Source organism: Lacinutrix sp. MEBiC02595 (genome assembly GCF_053601555.1).
The window spans coordinates 324,734-340,636 of the sequence record NZ_JBSHNU010000246.1 but is presented as its reverse complement, the minus strand read 5'-3'; the positions used below and the strand labels follow the sequence as shown (position 1 = coordinate 340,636).

Sequence of the window (15,903 nt, the reverse complement as noted above, 5' to 3'; positions counted from 1 at the left end):
TTCAAAATTTTATCAGACAAGTAAATGAATAATAGCGAACAGCATGTGACCATAGAAAAACAATAGATATAGACACATGAAAACAATCTTATACATCATACAAAAGGAGTTCAAGCAAATCTTTAGAAATAAAGGCATGCTTCCTATCATTTTTGTTTTGCCATTATTACAACTCGTTATTTTATCTAATGCAGCTACTTTTGAAGTTCAGCATATTAAATTCGGATATATAGATAACGATCATTCTTCCACATCCAGAGCTTTAGTAGAAAAATTTAATGCTTCCACCTATTTTAATGTTTTAACAGATTTCCCTTCGGAAGCAATAGCAAGTGCAGCAATGCTTAAAGGAAAAGTAGATGTTATTCTACAAATTCCGCAATATTTTGAACGTGATTTACAAAAAGAGAAATACAACAATTTAGGAATAACCATTAACGCAATTGATGGCGCAGCTGCAGGTGTAGAAAATGTATATGTAACCCAAATTGTACAAAGCTTTAACCAAAATATAAAAGTAGACTTATTTCAAGTTTCAGATAAACAAATACAGCCAGTCAATATAGAAACCATTCCATTATTCTGGTATAATGAAACCTTAAATTACAAAACCTTTATGGTTCCAGGAATACTGGTTTTATTGGTAACTATGATTACGCTGTTTCTTTCAGGGATGAATATCGTTCGTGAAAAAGAGATAGGAACTTTAGAGCAAATTAACGTAACTCCAATTAAAAAAAGTCAGTTTATTATTGGGAAGCTCTTTCCATTTTGGGTCATAGGAATGGGGTTATTAACGGTTGGATTAATCTTAGCAAAACTCATATTTAATGTACCAATGCTTGGAAGTTTACCACTCATGTATTTTTATACCTCTATTTATATTTTAGTGATTTTAGGGATCGGTTTATTCATTTCTAATTTTACAGATACCCAGCAACAAGCTATGTTTATCGCTTGGTTTTTTACCGTTATTTTTATTTTAATGAGTGGGTTATTCACGCCAATAGAAAGTATGCCAGAATGGGCTCAAATAGTTACAGAGTTTAATCCAATAAAATACTTTGTAGAAGTGATGCGAATGGTAATGCTTAAAGGTTCTGGGTTTATGGATATTCTTCCACAGCTATTAAAAACATTGCTTTATGCTATAGTTATGAATGGATTAGCAGTTTGGAGTTATAAAAAAACAAACTAAAAATATCGTGTATGAAGACTAATAAAAAAATAAAACTATCTACAGATGAATCTTTGTTTGTTAGAGGGCCTCTATCGCGTTTTAAAGAATTATCCTTTGCTTTAAAAGTGTTCTTCAATTTTATAAAAGCCTTTCGGAAAATGCATTTTATTGGTCCATGCGTGACTGTTTTTGGTTCTGCAAGATTTACAAAAGATTCTGATCATTATCAAAATGCCGAAAAAATAGGTGCAGCCTTAGCAAAAACCGGATTTACAGTAATGACAGGTGGAGGTCCAGGAATTATGGAAGCTGCCAATAAAGGTGCTTTTGAGGCTGGTGGAAATTCTGTTGGTTGCAATATTATTCTACCATTTGAGCAAAAGCCAAATCCGTATTTACATAAATGGATTAACATTCCATATTTCTTTTTACGCAAAGTTATTCTAGTAAAATATTCGTATGCTTTTGTGGTTATGCCTGGCGGAATTGGCACTTTAGACGAATTGTTTGAAGCACTTACTTTAATTCAAACTAAAGTAATTCAAAATTTCCCAGTTGTTATTTTCGATTCGCAATATCATAAAGAATTATGCCAACATATTCATTTAATGGCAGAAAATGAAAGTATCAGTCCAGAAGATATGAAACTGCTATTTGTAACAGATTCTGTGGAAGATTTAATGACACATATTGAAACACATTCTATTAAAAAATTCGGATTAGTTAAAAAACAAGTCCAACCAAAATGGTGGCTTGGTGAATCAACTAATAAATAAATATCACATGAAAAACAGAAAGATTATTACCGCTGTAAGTGCTATTATTTTAGCACTGTTTGCATTGCTCACTTTATTTTTAAGTAGCTCTGTGATTTTTGATTGGTTTGGTATTAGGGCAAAAGAAGGAAACTATGTCTTGTTTATAGTTTGGGTAAATTTTATTTGTAGCATTTTATATCTAATTGCTGTTTATGGTTTTTTTAAAAGAGAAAAATGGACTTTTGGGATCTTAATAGCTGCTTTGGCTGTATTAATTGTTGCCTTTGTTGCTTTGCAATTTTACATCAACAATGGAGGAATTCACGAAGTAAAAACTATAAAAGCCATGGTTTTTAGAATGTTGGTGACTTTAGGTTTTTCTCTTCTGGCATATTTCAATTTTAAAGAAAGTAGGATAAGTACTAAAACCAAAGTATAAAAATAAATCAAAATAATTTAACAGAATAAAAAATTAATATTATGGAAAAAACAAAGTATTCTAAAGTATATCGAATTATTCATTGGGGAATTGCTGTTTCGTTTTTACTATTGTTAATCACAATATTTTTGCGGTTAACATGGATGAATAAGTATAACGTTGCAGCTATTATTCAAGATTATTTGAGTAATACAGGGCAGAATTTAACGGAAGACCAGCTCATTACATTAGCAAAAAAAATAAGACAACCCATGTGGGATTGGCATATTTACATTGGTTATGTATTGGTAGGATTATTTAGTATTCGTTTAATACTTCCTGCATTCGGGCAAATGAAGTTTCAAAACCCTTTTGAAACAAAACTAACTACAAAAACGAAAATTCAGAAATGGACCTATATCCTTTTTTATGTATGTGTCATTGTTTCACTTGTTACAGGATTAATTATAGAATTAGGACCAAAAGAATTAAAAAAACCAATGGAAGAAATCCACGTACTTGGTATTTACTATTTGATAGCATTTATAGTCATCCATTTAACAGGAGTATTAATTGCAGAATTTACGAACCAAAAAGGAATTATTTCAAGAATAGTTAGTGGCACAAAGGATAAAGAATAAAAAGACAATATTAAAGTAAACATGTTATAAAAATGAAAGTGTACATCTTGTTTATGTGTTTGTGTTCATCACATGTTGTTTTTTCGCAAAAAGATGTGGATACAATACCACATCTCGATTTGTACAAAATAGCATTAATAAATCAAACAGATAGTTATATCACATTCCCAACAGATATTGGAAATATAGAATCTTTAATGTTTGAAGCAAATCTAAATCCGTCATTTGTTATTAGAAAACGAAAGGATTCTAAACTAATGGCAGTGTTAACACCGCAAATTACCATTAGGATGTATAAAGAAGATTCGTATCCTGTTCGTACACCAAGTTACATTCCTCAGATTTCCCTTTATTACCTAGCTAACAAAAAAGAAGCACTTAGCTATTTGGTTTTCTTCGGAAAAATAGCACATCATTCTAACGGACAAGATGGTAACTTTTACAACGAAGAGGACGCAATCAACTTACAAACAGGAAATTTTGCTACTAATTTTGTTGAATTTGGCTTTCTTAAAACGGCATATAGTAACAAGCTTAAAGCAATAAAAACTTTAAAAAGTGCAATGGAAATTCATCCGAAAAGTTGGATGCTTGATGAGTTACAAGGTAAGTATAGTGGTTTAAGATGGCATAATGCATTTACATCGTTTAAGTTTCCTCTTAAAATATCGAAGAACAATAGAGCTAATTTTTCTTTAAAAGTGGAAACAACATTTATGCTTGATAATTATAAAGACTTGGATGTTTTTGATTTAGATAGATGCAATGCAAGTCTTACCTTTTATTACCATCCAAAGTTTTTAGAAGATATAGGTTTGTTTGTTCAGTTTTATCACGGAATGGATTATTACAATATATATTTTGAGCATCAATTATCAATTATTCGATTTGGAATTATGACAGAAATTCTAAGATTTTAAAACGTTTAAGTATCATGGAAAAACAAATTTATATTAAAAAGAGTAATGATGAGATCGAACTTTTTTCATTCGAAAAATTAAGACAATCCCTTCAATCAGCTAAAGCATCTAAAGAATTAGTTGAAACTATAGTGAAAAGAATGCAACCAGATATCTATGATGGTATGTCTTCCAATGAAATCTATAAAAAAGCCTTCTCCTTATTAAAAGAACAAAACAAAGTGTCTGCTTCTCGTTACAGCTTAAAACGTGCTATTTTCGATTTAGGGCCAACAGGTTTTCCTTTTGAGAGATTGGTTGGTGCGTTATTAAAAGAAAAAGGATATAAAACTAAAGTAAGTGTCATTTTAAATGGTGCTTGCGTGACTCATGAAATGGACGTATTGGCAGAAAAAGATGGAAATGTATATGCTATTGAATGTAAGTTTCATTCCGATGCTAAAGCTACAAGTAACGTTAAAGTTCCCTTATATATTAATTCTAGATTTTTAGATATTCAAGAGCAATGGAATTCTAATTCAGACAATAAAACACATTTAAAACAAGGTTGGTTGGTAACCAATACCAGATTTACAGAAGATGCCATTAATTATGCGAAATGTGTTGGTTTAACTTTGTTAAGTTGGGATTATCCAAAAAATAATGGATTAAAAGCAAATATAGATTCCTTGGCTTTATATCCTGTGACTGCATTAACAACATTAAATAAAAAAGAAAAGCATCAACTAATTGAATTGGATGTTATTTTAGTAAAGGAACTAATTAATGCAACAGAGAAAATGAAAAATATAGGATTATCAGATTTAAGAATGCAGCGTGTTTTAACGGAAGTGAAAAAATTGTGTATTATTAATCCTTCTGTAACCTAAGTTACTGTACAATTTTAAAAAGAGAATTACCTTTATTAAAAATATATATAATATGGCTAAAATTGTAATTCTAGGAGCAGGAATTTCTGGTCACGTTGCAGCAACTCATTTACGTAGAAAACTGCCGAAAAAACATGAAGTTGTGGTTGTTTCACCTAACAGTAATTACCAATGGGTTCCGTCTAATATTTGGGTTGGAATTGGTAGAATGAAATCGGAAAAAATCTATTTCCCATTAGAACCTTTATATAAAAAGAAGGGTATTGGTTATAAACAAGCCAAAGCCATTTCGTTTTTTCCTGAAGGAGATAAAACCGAAGAGAAACCTTATGTTTTATCGGAATATGTTGCAGGAAATAATAAAGGACAACAAGAAAAAATAACCTATGATTATTTAATTAATGCTACTGGTCCGAAATTAAATTTTGAAGCAACCGAAGGTTTAATTCCTGGTAAAAATAAAACGTATTCTGTTTGTACCTATACACATGCAGACCATGCTTGGGAAGGATTAAACACCTTGATTCAAGAAATGAAAGCTGGTAAAAAAGCCAAAATTTTAATTGGAACTGGTCATGCTAAATCTACCTGCCAAGGTGCTGCTTTTGAATATGTATTGAATGTGGAAAAAGAATTGTGCAGGCATAATGTTCGCGATATGGCAGAAGTTACTTGGATTGCAAATGAACATAAATTAGGCGATTTCGGTATGGATGGTATGTTGTTGAGTTATGGCAGTATGACTATGAAATCTAGTGAAATGGTAGAAATGATTTTTGAAGACAGAGATATAAAATGGATACTTGGAGCAGGAGTCAATAAAATTGAAGATGGTTTAGCACATTACGAAAATTTAGAAGGGGAATATAAAACAGAATCCTATGATTTTGCAATGTTAATTCCTTCATTTTCTGGTCATGGTTTTAAAGCGTATGATAAAAATGAAAAGGACATTACAGAGAAGTTGTTTAAAGGATTTATGATTGTCGACGCAGATTATACACCAAAACCATATGAAGAATGGTCTGTTAAAGATTGGCCAGAAACGTATCAGAATCCAAGTTACAAAAATATTTTTGCGCCAGGAATTGCATTTGCACCTCCTCATGCTATTTCTAGACCAAGAACTAGTAAAAATGGGACTGTTATTTCTCCTGCACCACCAAGAACAGGAATGCCTTCTGGTATTACCGCAAAATTAGTTGCAGATAATATTATCGATTCTATAAAAAGTGGAAATGAATCGCTAAATCATAAAGGATCTATGGGAAATATGGGAGCAGCTTGTATTGCTTCTGCTGGTTACGGTATGACATCCGGAAGTGGCGTAAGTATTACAACGTTTCCAATTGTTCCAGATTATGAAAAATATCCAAAAACTCAAGGTCGGCAATTAGGGAAAACCTTTGGGGAAATTGGTTTAGCAGGGCATTGGTTGAAACTAGCTTTGCATTATGCCTTTATATATAAAGCTAAAATGAAACCTTTTTGGTGGTTGATTCCAGAATAAAACAAGTATGCATTCGCAGTATTTAGTAAGCAGTAAAAAATAGAAATCATGACACAAAGAATTTCAAAATATCAAAGATTTAAAATGATGAATCCTATTATTCAGTTTTTTAAATTTATTTATTTAAGTATAAAAATAATGTTAGTTGTTGCTGGCGGACATGGAGGCACGAGAAAGGTTAGTTGATGCAGTGGTTTCTTTGTTCTATAAAGACGCTGATGTTATAATATGCACACCCATTGCTATCATCTGTTTTTTAATGTTTTCAAATTTTCCTGTATTTAATGCTTTTGAAGCATCTTCAATAAAGAAGCAGTCAAAACCTTCCTTAATACCATCACAAATAGAAAAGTAAACACAAATATCTGAAGCAAGACCACAAAAATATAGTTGGGTTGTTCCTTTTTCTTTTAAATAACCAGTTAATCCGGTTGGCTTTAAGTGATTGTTGTCATAAAAGGCACTATAACTATCCACGTTTTTATCGGTTCCTTTTCTAAAAATAGCTTCGTATTTTGTAGTGTCTAATTCCGAATGCAATTTAGCACCTTCGCTGCCTTGTATGCAATGTTCTGGCCATAAGGTTTGCATTTGTCCACGCCATTCTATGGTCTCAAAATTAGATTTCCCGTCCTGATTTATAGCAAAGCTAGAATGTTCTTTAGGATGCCAATCTTGCGTTGCTACTATCCAATCAAATCTATCTTGTATGCTATTTATTATCGGTATAATTTTATTACCGTTAGGAACAGCAAGGGATCCGCCAGGCATAAAATCATTTTGTGCATCAATCACTAAAAGTGTTTTCATATTTAGCTTTTATGTTGGTTAATAAGATTATTTCGTTCTTTTTTAAGTTGGCTACTAAGTCCGATTTTATAGGTATGCGGATTCTGAAAACGCTTATATTCATTAGGGAGTTGTGCTAAACGGGATTGCGAATATTGTGCAATTTCTGTAACTGTTCTAACCAGTGCCACACGTTTACCATGCTCCATGACTAATTCTAATAAAGGTTCTTTTTTAAGGGTACTAATATCTATTTGTTTCGTAATATCAAATGGATGTTCCATTTGGTTTATTTCACCTTCAGAAAAAATAGCCACCGCATCTGCACCATAAAACATACCATCGGCATCTATCATTCGGTATACTTGCTTTTTAAAAGGCAACGATACTTTTATGATGTTTTCAGAGAGTTTAATTCGTGGAGCACCATTGTATTCCGATAATTTATAAACACCATCTAATGCAGCATCTGGTCTTCCGGTAACTAGATTGGTTCCAACACCAAAAACATCAATAGGTGCGTTTTGTTCTTTTAAACTTTTTATAACAAATTCATCTAACTGATTGGAAACTACAATTTTTACGTAACCCAAGTCCGCAGCATCTAAAACCACTCTGGCTTTTTTAGATAAATAGGCTAAATCGCCGCTATCCAAACGTATTCCAAACAATTGCTCTCCTCTTTCTTCCATTTCTTTTGCTACTATAATGGCATTTGGAAGTCCTAGTTTTAAAGTGTTATACGTGTCTATTAACAGCACACAGTTTTTAGGTCGTACTTGTGCAAAATCGCGAAAAGCTTCTAATTCATTATCATAGCTCTGAATAAAAGCGTGCGCCATTGTACCTGTAGATGGAATATTGTAGTCTTCTGCTGCTTTCACATTACTAGTACTGTCAAAACCACCAATTGCAGCCGCTCTAGACGCATAATAGCCACCAGTAGCATGTGCGCGACGTAAACCCATATCTAATAATATAGCATCTTTAGCACTGTATCGTATTCTGCTGGCTTTGGTTGCAATTAAGGTTTGAAAATTAAGAATATTAAGTAAAAGTGTTTCTATGATTTGTGCTTCAATAATATTGGCTTCTACTTGTAAAATAGGGCGGTTAGGAAAAACAAGATCACCTTCTTTGCTGGACCGAATACTCCCTTTAAAACTAAAATTTTTCAAGTAGTCTAAAAACTCGTTTTCAAAACCCTTTTGTTTTAAGTAAGAGATATCGGAATCTGAAAATTTTAATGATTCCAAAATATCTAATACATCTTCTAATCCGGCAAATATGGCATACCCATTATCAAAAGGATTACGACGATAATAATAATCAAATACAGCTTTACCATTTGGTTTGGTAACAAAGTAGACTTGTGCCATGGTAATTTGATATAGATCGGTATAAGCAGCAGTAATGTCCATAAATTTATAAGTTTAGTTTACAAGATATTCAAAATTTGAAAGACTTCTAATTCCAAATTCGAAAGATGTTAATTGTTTTGTTGAAATTAATTTCCTTTTAATCGTTGCCATAATTCTGTTAGCAGTTTTTTGCCATCGCGATTATTTTTAGGTTCTTCCGTAAATGTAACTTTCCCAGAAGCATCTACATCTAGTCTATATTTAAAAACAAAGTTGTCCGATTTTGGCGTTACACTTAACAATCCAAATCGTAAATCATTAAAATAAAGACTCTCATCTTTTTTAGAAATAGTATACCATCCTTTGGAAATAGATATCATACGTTGCACTTTTTCGTTTGTCACTAGATTCCCTAAAAGCGCGTGATTTTTAGGATAGCTTTCAAAAGTGATCGGTTTCGTATCCAAAAAGGAATAATTAGCTAATAAATAGGCGTCTTCCGTTTCTACATTGGCACTCCAAAGTATCGTATTTAAAGGAGAAGGTCTCGTGTCTATTTGTAAATAGGCTATGTTCTGGTTTTTTAAAGCCGCTTCAAATTGAGTAAATGCCATGCCTTTTAAAAAGAAGGTAAGTAGTAAATAAGAAGAACTTACTATTAACCCAATTTTATTATACAAACGACGCTTTTTAGAGGTTCTTTTTTGTCGCATGGCAAGAATTAAAAACACTAAAAAAGGCACTGTATATAAGGGATCAATAACAAATATAGTCTTGAATGCCAATCGTAGATCAAAAGGCCAAAAGAGTTGTGTTCCCCAAGTGGTATGTGCGTCTAAAATTGGATGCGTGACAAAGGACCAGAAGAATAACCAAGACCAATTTTTAAAGTTCTTATAGGTCTCATATCGAGAAACAATCCACCCAAAAATGGGAGCAAAAAGTACGGAAAACACAATGGAATGTGTAAATCCGCGATGTATGGAAAGTGCAGAAACGGTATCTGTAAAAAAGGAAGCAAAGACATCAAAGTCCGGTATAGTACCAGCAATAGCTCCATAAAGCATTGCTTTGTTTCCAACTTTCTTTCCTAAAACAGCTTCTCCTACAGCTGCTCCTAATACTATTTGCGTTAATGAATCCATATAGCATGCAAAAGTAAGGGATACCAATATAATTATACTAATACTTTATTTTAAAGTTCCTTTTTTACTTGGTTAATAAAACGGTACTTATACGTGTGTTCTTTATTATTTTATGTGTGCTTAATTAATTATTGGCCAGTGTTTTATATGATAATTATCAGTGTATGCCCTTTTTGTTTGTTTTAATTTAGAACAATTAATGGTGCCTTAATTCAAATTACTTTTCTTAAGTAACCTATGTTACTGACTAAAGTATATTCCTGAAGTATTTTTGTACTGTAAATTAATAAGGAATGAAAAAAAATATTTATATATCTGCATTACTTTTTGTTTTCAGCGTGACTGTAAAAGCACAAGAAGTAGTAGCTATTACAAAAACGGAAGTTTTATCTAAAGTGTCTGAAAATAACACAAGTATAAAAATTTCTGAAGAAGAATTTAAACAAGCTAAAGCAGATTATAGTCAGACCAACGCTGTGTTTTTACCAAACATTACAGCAAGTCATACGGGAATTGCAACTACAAATCCGTTAATGGCTTTTGGATCTAAATTAAATCAAGAAATTTTAACGGCTAACGATTTTAATCCAGCGTTATTAAACAATCCTTCGCAGATTGAAAACTATGCTACCAAGTTCGAAATTCAGCAACCGCTAATTAATTTAGATGGCGTTTACCAGCGCAAAGCTGCAAAGTCTAAAATGGAAGCGATGTCTTTAAAAACGGAGCGTACGCAAGATTATTTAGTGTTTGAAGTAGAAAAAGCATACATGCAATTACAATTGGCATATAAAGCAGTTGTTGTTTTAGAAAAAGCATTAGATGCTGCAAATGTCAATAATAAATTAGCAGACGATAGTTTTAAACAAGGCTATTTGCAACGTGCAGATGTGTTAAATGTAGAAGTACGAGTGACGGAAGTTCAAAATCAATTACAAACCGCTAAGAGTAATGTACAAAATGCTTCCAATTATTTGTCCTTTTTAATGAATGATGAAACTTACGTGGTGTACCTACCAACAGATGAATTGACTGTTACTGCTTTTACTATTGAAGATAAAAAGGTTTCCGAAAACCGATCGGATATTAAAGCAATGCAATTATCTTCAAATGCTTACGAAGCTATGAATAAAGCAGACCGAATGGCGTTTTTGCCAAGACTGAATGCTTTTGGAAGTTATGAGTTATACGATGATCAAATTTTTCAGGGGGATGCCAATGGGTATTTATTTGGAGCACAATTAAGTTGGGATATTTTTCAAGGTTCGAAACGTTTTGGAAAAGCGAAAAAAAGTAAGTCCCAATTTGAACAATCGAAGTTAGAATACCAACAATATGTATCTAAAAGTAATTTAGAATTAAACAAAGCGAAACGCGCTTTTTTGGATGCCGAAAATAAATTAAAACTAACCACTTTAGCATTAGAACAATCGGAAGAATCTTTACGAATTAGAACCAATAGGTTTAAAGAAGGTTTAGAAAAAACATCCGATTTGTTAATTGCCGAAACAAAATATGCACAAAAGCAATTAGAGTATTACCAAACCATTTTTGAATACAATTATGCACAAGCATACTTACAATTTTTAACCAAAGAATAAAAGAGAAACAAGACAATAGAACCAAGAATCAAGATTGATTTTCTTGAGTTTACAGGAATAAAAACTGTCACACTGAGCGAAGTCGAAGTGTCTTAAATAAAAAAGAATAATGATGAAAAAAACATATACAATCCTAGTGCTTTCTGTAACGCTATTAGTCGCAAGTTGTGGTAGCGAAGACCAAAAACCAGTTGTAGATAATTCGCCAGCAATTAGCGTAAAAACGAGTCAGGTGGAAGCAAATGGAAACAGTCCATTCTTATCTGTTAGCGGAAAAATTCAAGCTTCAAAAAGTGCAGATTTAAGTACTAGAATGATGGGTTATGTCAATAAGGTGCACGTTAATGTTGGTGATAAAGTAAAAAAGGGCCAGTTATTAGTTTCTATAAATAATAGCGATTTACAAGCTAAAAGAGCACAAGTAAATGCAGGAATCACCGAAGCTACTGTTGCTTTAAATAATGCTCAAAAAGATTATAATCGTTTTAAGAATTTGTTTGCAGATCAAAGTGCATCGCAAAAAGAAATGGATGATATGACTGCTAATTTTGAAATGGCAAAAGCGCGAGTAGAAGCAGCAAACCAAATGAAAAACGAAATTAACGCACAATTTGCCTACAGCAATATTACTGCTCCTTTTAGTGGAACGGTAACTAGTAAAAACGTGGAGGCCGGTAATATGGCAAATCCAGGAGTGCCTTTAATAAGTATGGAAACTCCAGGAAATTTTGAAGTGATGGCTATGGTTCCGGAATCTGAGATTTCTGAAATTAAAAAAGGAACGACCGTAGATGTGTTGGTGAAATCGATAAACCAAACTATGAAAGGAGAAGTTACAGAGGTAAGTACTTCTGCTAAAAATACTGGCGGACAATATTTAGTGAAAATAGAATTAGAGAAAACAGATGCTAAAATCTTATCCGGAATGTTTACAACCGTTCAATTTCCCGTGGAAAGAAAAGCGAAATCCACAATGGTTTTAATTCCGAAGGATGCAATAATTACTAACGGACAATTATCGGGAGTGTATACCGCAAGCCAAAGCAATACTGCCATGTTACGTTGGTTGCGTTTAGGTAGAACTTACGGGAATCAAATAGAAGTGTTATCCGGTTTAAATGCAGACGAAGCATATATTATTTCTGCAGAAGGAAAACTTTACAATGGTGCTAAAATTATCTCATCCTCAGTCCTTCCCAAAGGGAAGGAAACCAGTACGGAAAGAAACTAAATAGTTGTCCTGCGAGGTTTCTAAAACCTTGTAGGTATTAAATAAAAGGAGTATCACGATGTATCGCGTTAAGGATAGAAACGACATCCTTTTTACGTCAGTTCGAGTGCATTTGCCCAAGCAAATTTGTATCGAGAACAAGTAAAAAGATATAGTGGATAGCCTGTTAAAACGCCCAAAATATAAAGATTACCTCCTTTGAGGTAGCTAAAAAAAGTAATAATTATGAAAGAAGGTATCGCAGGAAAAATTGCCAAAGTCTTTATGCAATCGAAGTTAACCGTGTTGTTAATGATTGTATTTATGGTAGTTGGTGTGTATAGTTCATTTTTAATTCCGCGGGAGGAAGAGCCACAAATTGATGTGCCAATGGCAGATATTTTTGTTGGATATCCAGGAGCAAGTCCTACGGAAGTAGAATCTCGAGTGATAAAGCCATTAGAGCAATTAATTTCGAATATCAAAGGTGTAGAATATGTGTATTCTACCTCGATGAAAGAGCAAGGAATGGTCATCGTGCAATTTTATGTTGGCGAAGATATTGAGCGTTCGTTTGTAAAATTATACAACGAGATCAACAAGCACATGGACGAAATGCCACAAGGTGTAACGTTTCCATTAGTAAAAACACGTGCTATTGATGATGTGCCCATGTTAGGTTTAACTTTATGGAGTGAAAATTATGACGATTACCAATTAAGTCAAATGGCGCAAGAATTGGAAGCAGAAATTAAAAAGGTAAACGATGTTTCGACAACCCATAAAATTGGTGGTAGAAATCGTCAATTACGCGTGGTTTTAGATAAAGATAAATTGGCGGCTAGTGGATTGGATTTCTTGTCTGTTTCTGAAATGATTACAGCGAATAATAGCCAATTAAGTTCCGGTAGTTTTGATAAAAATGATACGGAATTCCTTGTGAATACTGGAAAGTTTTTAGAATCGGTTACCGATGTGGAGAATTTGGTGGTTGGCGTGCAGCAAAATCAGCCAATCTACTTAAAGCAAGTTGCTAAAATTTTGGATGGACCAGAAGTACCACAGAATTATGTGAGTTTAGGATTTGGAAAAGGAGGAGAAAAATCTTTGGATTATAAATCGGAATACCCAGCGGTTACCATTTCTGTTGCAAAACGAAAAGGCGCTGATGCCATGAAGCTTTCGGAAATCATTATAGATAAAGTAGCGCATTTACGTAGCACTTTAATTCCGGATGATGTACATGTAGAGATTACTAGAAACTATGGGGAAACAGCATCGCATAAAGTATCCGAATTGTTGTGGCACCTTATCGGTTCTATCTTTGCAGTAACACTTGTGGTAATGTTAGCGATGGGTTGGCGTGGTGGATTGGTGGTGTTTTTATCGGTTCCTATTACCTTTGCATTAACGTTGTTGAGTTATTATATGATGGATTATACTCTGAATCGAATTACATTATTTGCTTTAGTATTTGTAACTGGAATTGTGGTGGATGACTCGATTATTATTGCCGAAAATATGCATAGGCATTTTAAAATGAAACGCTTGCCTTTTAAAGATGCTGCTCTATATGCGATTAATGAGGTTGGAAATCCTACTATTTTAGCAACATTTACAGTAATTGCTTCGGTATTACCTATGGCTTTTGTTTCTGGTTTAATGGGGCCTTATATGGCGCCAATGCCAATTGGAGCTTCAATAGCAATGATCTTATCGTTGTTTGTAGCCTTAACAATTACACCTTATTTAGGTTATATTTTTTTAAGAGAAAAAGATAAGAAAGGCGCGGTCGAAAAACCACAGAAAGCAGTTGAAGACACGCTTATTTATAAAGTCTATAATAGGTTTGAGCGTCCGTTGTTAGAAAGTAAGGCAAAACGTTGGTTGTTTTTAGGAGGAACATTTTTGGTGTTAATGGTAACTATGGTATTGTTTTTTACCAAATCGGTAGCGGTTAAAATGTTGCCTTTTGACAATAAAAATGAATTTCAGGTAGTCATTGATATGCCAGAAGGTACCACCTTAGAACGTACAGGAGTTGTAGCTCAAGAAGTATCACAGTATTTATCTACAAGACCAGAAGTGGTGAATTATCAAAATTATGTAGGTACATCTGCGCCAATTACTTTTAACGGTTTGGTACGTCATTATGATTTACGTGGCGGATCTAATATGGCAGATATTCAAGTGAATTTAATTGATAAAGGAGAACGTGATATTCAAAGTCATGGGATTGCAAAATTAATGCGTCCAGACATTCAGAAGATAGCAGCAAAATATAATGCGAATATAAAATTAGTCGAAGTACCACCAGGACCACCAGTAATGTCCACTATTGTTGCTGAAGTTTATGGGCCAGATTATAACGAGCAAATTAGAATAGCCAATAGTGTTCAGGATATCTTAAAAAATACAGAAGATGTAGTGGATATCGATTGGATGGTAGAAGCAGATCAAACGGAATATCAATTCGATATTGATAAAGAAAAAGCAATGCTGTATGGTGTGGCTCCACAACAAATAGCATACACCATGAATATGGCATTGTCGAACAGACCTATCACGAATTTATATGATGAAAATGCGGTACATCAAGTCGGTTTAGTATTGGCTTTAGATGAAAAGGAAAAATCCACTATTTCAGATATTTCACAATTAAAAGTAAAATCGAAACAAGGCAATATGGTTCCTATTGCAGATTTGGTGGATATTAAACAAACCATAGCTGCTAAAAGTATTTCTCGTAAAAATCAAAAACGAGTGGTTTATGTCATGGCAGATATGGCTGGAAAATTAGAAAGTCCTGCGTATGCTATTCTAGGAATGGAAGAAAAGTTAAAAGAAATTCCGTTGCCAAAAGGCTTTGAATTAAATGAAATGTATTTGGGGCAACCAGATTTTGAAGATAATTATACTGTAAAATGGGATGGCGAATGGCAAATTACCTTAGAAGTATTTAGAGATTTAGGGATTGCCTTTTTAGGAGCTATTATCTTGATTTATATCTTAATTGTAGGATGGTTTCAAAATTTTAAAGCGCCAATTGTAATGATGGTTGCCATACCGTTATCCTTAATCGGAATTATTCTAGGGCACTGGATTATGGGAGCGTTTTTCACTGCAACTTCCTTTATTGGAATGATTGCTTTAGCAGGAATTATGGTACGAAATTCTGTCTTGCTAATTGACTTTATCAACCTTAGAACTACGGAAGGTATTCCTTTAAAACAAGCATGTATAGAAGCAGGAGCAGTACGAACAACGCCCATTTTATTAACTGCAGGAACGGTTGTTATTGGCGCATTTGTTATTTTATTTGACCCTATTTTTCAAGGATTGGCTATCTCATTAATGGGAGGAACTATTGTTTCTACTGTGTTAACGTTGTTAGTTGTGCCATTGGTTTATTATATGATAGAGAAGAAGAATTACAAGTAATAATTGTCCCGCAGATTTCTCTGATTTCCGCAGAAAAGAATAGTGAAAATCTGCGTGAAT

Annotated in this window: 13 protein-coding genes; 10 read left to right on the top strand and 3 right to left on the bottom strand. The window is 33.3% G+C overall.

The window, feature by feature from the left end; all coding sequences use genetic code 11:
* Nucleotides 1–76 precede the first annotated feature (76 nt).
* The 7 genes from ACVCZW_RS18940 to ACVCZW_RS18910 are packed head-to-tail and all read left to right on the top strand — an operon-like array spanning nucleotide 77 to nucleotide 6,296.
* Nucleotides 77–1,198 (top strand): ABC transporter permease, encoded by a 1,122-nt coding sequence (locus ACVCZW_RS18940; RefSeq protein WP_452227848.1) that lies wholly within the window; start codon nucleotides 77–79, stop codon nucleotides 1,196–1,198.
* An 11-nt stretch (nucleotides 1,199–1,209) separates the two neighbouring features.
* Nucleotides 1,210–1,956, top strand: coding sequence for an LOG family protein (locus ACVCZW_RS18935; protein WP_452233192.1), 747 nt, complete (start codon nucleotides 1,210–1,212; stop codon nucleotides 1,954–1,956).
* 7 nt (nucleotides 1,957–1,963) lie between these two features.
* Nucleotides 1,964–2,377 (top strand): hypothetical protein, encoded by a 414-nt coding sequence (locus ACVCZW_RS18930; RefSeq protein ID WP_452233191.1) that lies wholly within the window; start codon nucleotides 1,964–1,966, stop codon nucleotides 2,375–2,377.
* 41 nt (nucleotides 2,378–2,418) lie between these two features.
* Entirely contained in the window at nucleotides 2,419–2,997 is a 579-nt protein-coding gene (locus tag ACVCZW_RS18925) for a cytochrome b/b6 domain-containing protein (RefSeq protein ID WP_452233190.1), read from the top strand.
* 32 nt (nucleotides 2,998–3,029) lie between these two features.
* Nucleotides 3,030–3,917 carry a hypothetical protein gene (locus ACVCZW_RS18920; RefSeq protein WP_452227852.1) on the top strand — a complete coding sequence of 296 codons (888 nt, stop codon included), beginning with the start codon at nucleotides 3,030–3,032 and terminating at the stop codon, nucleotides 3,915–3,917.
* Nucleotides 3,918–3,931: 14 nt separating this feature from the next.
* On the top strand, nucleotides 3,932–4,786 hold the full coding sequence (locus ACVCZW_RS18915) for a restriction endonuclease (protein ID WP_452227853.1): 855 nt from the start codon (nucleotides 3,932–3,934) through the stop codon (nucleotides 4,784–4,786).
* A gap of 52 nt (nucleotides 4,787–4,838) precedes the next feature.
* Nucleotides 4,839–6,296 (top strand): NAD(P)/FAD-dependent oxidoreductase, encoded by a 1,458-nt coding sequence (locus ACVCZW_RS18910; protein ID WP_452233189.1) that lies wholly within the window; start codon nucleotides 4,839–4,841, stop codon nucleotides 6,294–6,296.
* A gap of 204 nt (nucleotides 6,297–6,500) precedes the next feature.
* Here ACVCZW_RS18910 and pncA read toward each other — a convergent pair whose 3' ends face one another.
* The 3 genes from pncA to ACVCZW_RS18895 all read right to left on the bottom strand — a co-directional run bounded on the left by pncA (nucleotide 6,501) and on the right by ACVCZW_RS18895 (nucleotide 9,591).
* Nucleotides 6,501–7,106, bottom strand: coding sequence for a bifunctional nicotinamidase/pyrazinamidase (gene pncA / locus ACVCZW_RS18905; protein WP_452233188.1), 606 nt, complete (start codon nucleotides 7,104–7,106; stop codon nucleotides 6,501–6,503).
* 2 nt (nucleotides 7,107–7,108) lie between these two features.
* Nucleotides 7,109–8,506 carry a nicotinate phosphoribosyltransferase gene (locus tag ACVCZW_RS18900; protein ID WP_452233187.1) on the bottom strand — a complete coding sequence of 466 codons (1,398 nt, stop codon included), beginning with the start codon at nucleotides 8,504–8,506 and terminating at the stop codon, nucleotides 7,109–7,111.
* A gap of 86 nt (nucleotides 8,507–8,592) precedes the next feature.
* On the bottom strand, nucleotides 8,593–9,591 hold the full coding sequence (locus ACVCZW_RS18895) for a metal-dependent hydrolase (RefSeq protein ID WP_452233186.1): 999 nt from the start codon (nucleotides 9,589–9,591) through the stop codon (nucleotides 8,593–8,595).
* Nucleotides 9,592–9,884: 293 nt separating this feature from the next.
* Here ACVCZW_RS18895 and ACVCZW_RS18890 point away from each other — a divergent pair, with 293 nt between their 5' ends.
* The 3 genes from ACVCZW_RS18890 to ACVCZW_RS18880 all read left to right on the top strand — a co-directional run bounded on the left by ACVCZW_RS18890 (nucleotide 9,885) and on the right by ACVCZW_RS18880 (nucleotide 15,843).
* A complete protein-coding gene (locus tag ACVCZW_RS18890) occupies nucleotides 9,885–11,192 on the top strand; it encodes a TolC family protein (RefSeq protein ID WP_452233185.1) in 1,308 nt (435 codons plus the stop codon).
* A gap of 112 nt (nucleotides 11,193–11,304) precedes the next feature.
* Nucleotides 11,305–12,423, top strand: a complete 1,119-nt coding sequence (locus tag ACVCZW_RS18885; RefSeq protein ID WP_452233236.1) for an efflux RND transporter periplasmic adaptor subunit — start codon at nucleotides 11,305–11,307, stop codon at nucleotides 12,421–12,423.
* Between the two features lie 225 nt (nucleotides 12,424–12,648).
* Nucleotides 12,649–15,843: an efflux RND transporter permease subunit gene (locus tag ACVCZW_RS18880; RefSeq protein WP_452233184.1), complete on the top strand. Its 3,195-nt coding sequence runs from the start codon at nucleotides 12,649–12,651 to the stop codon at nucleotides 15,841–15,843.
* The last annotated feature ends 60 nt before the right edge of the window (nucleotides 15,844–15,903 follow it).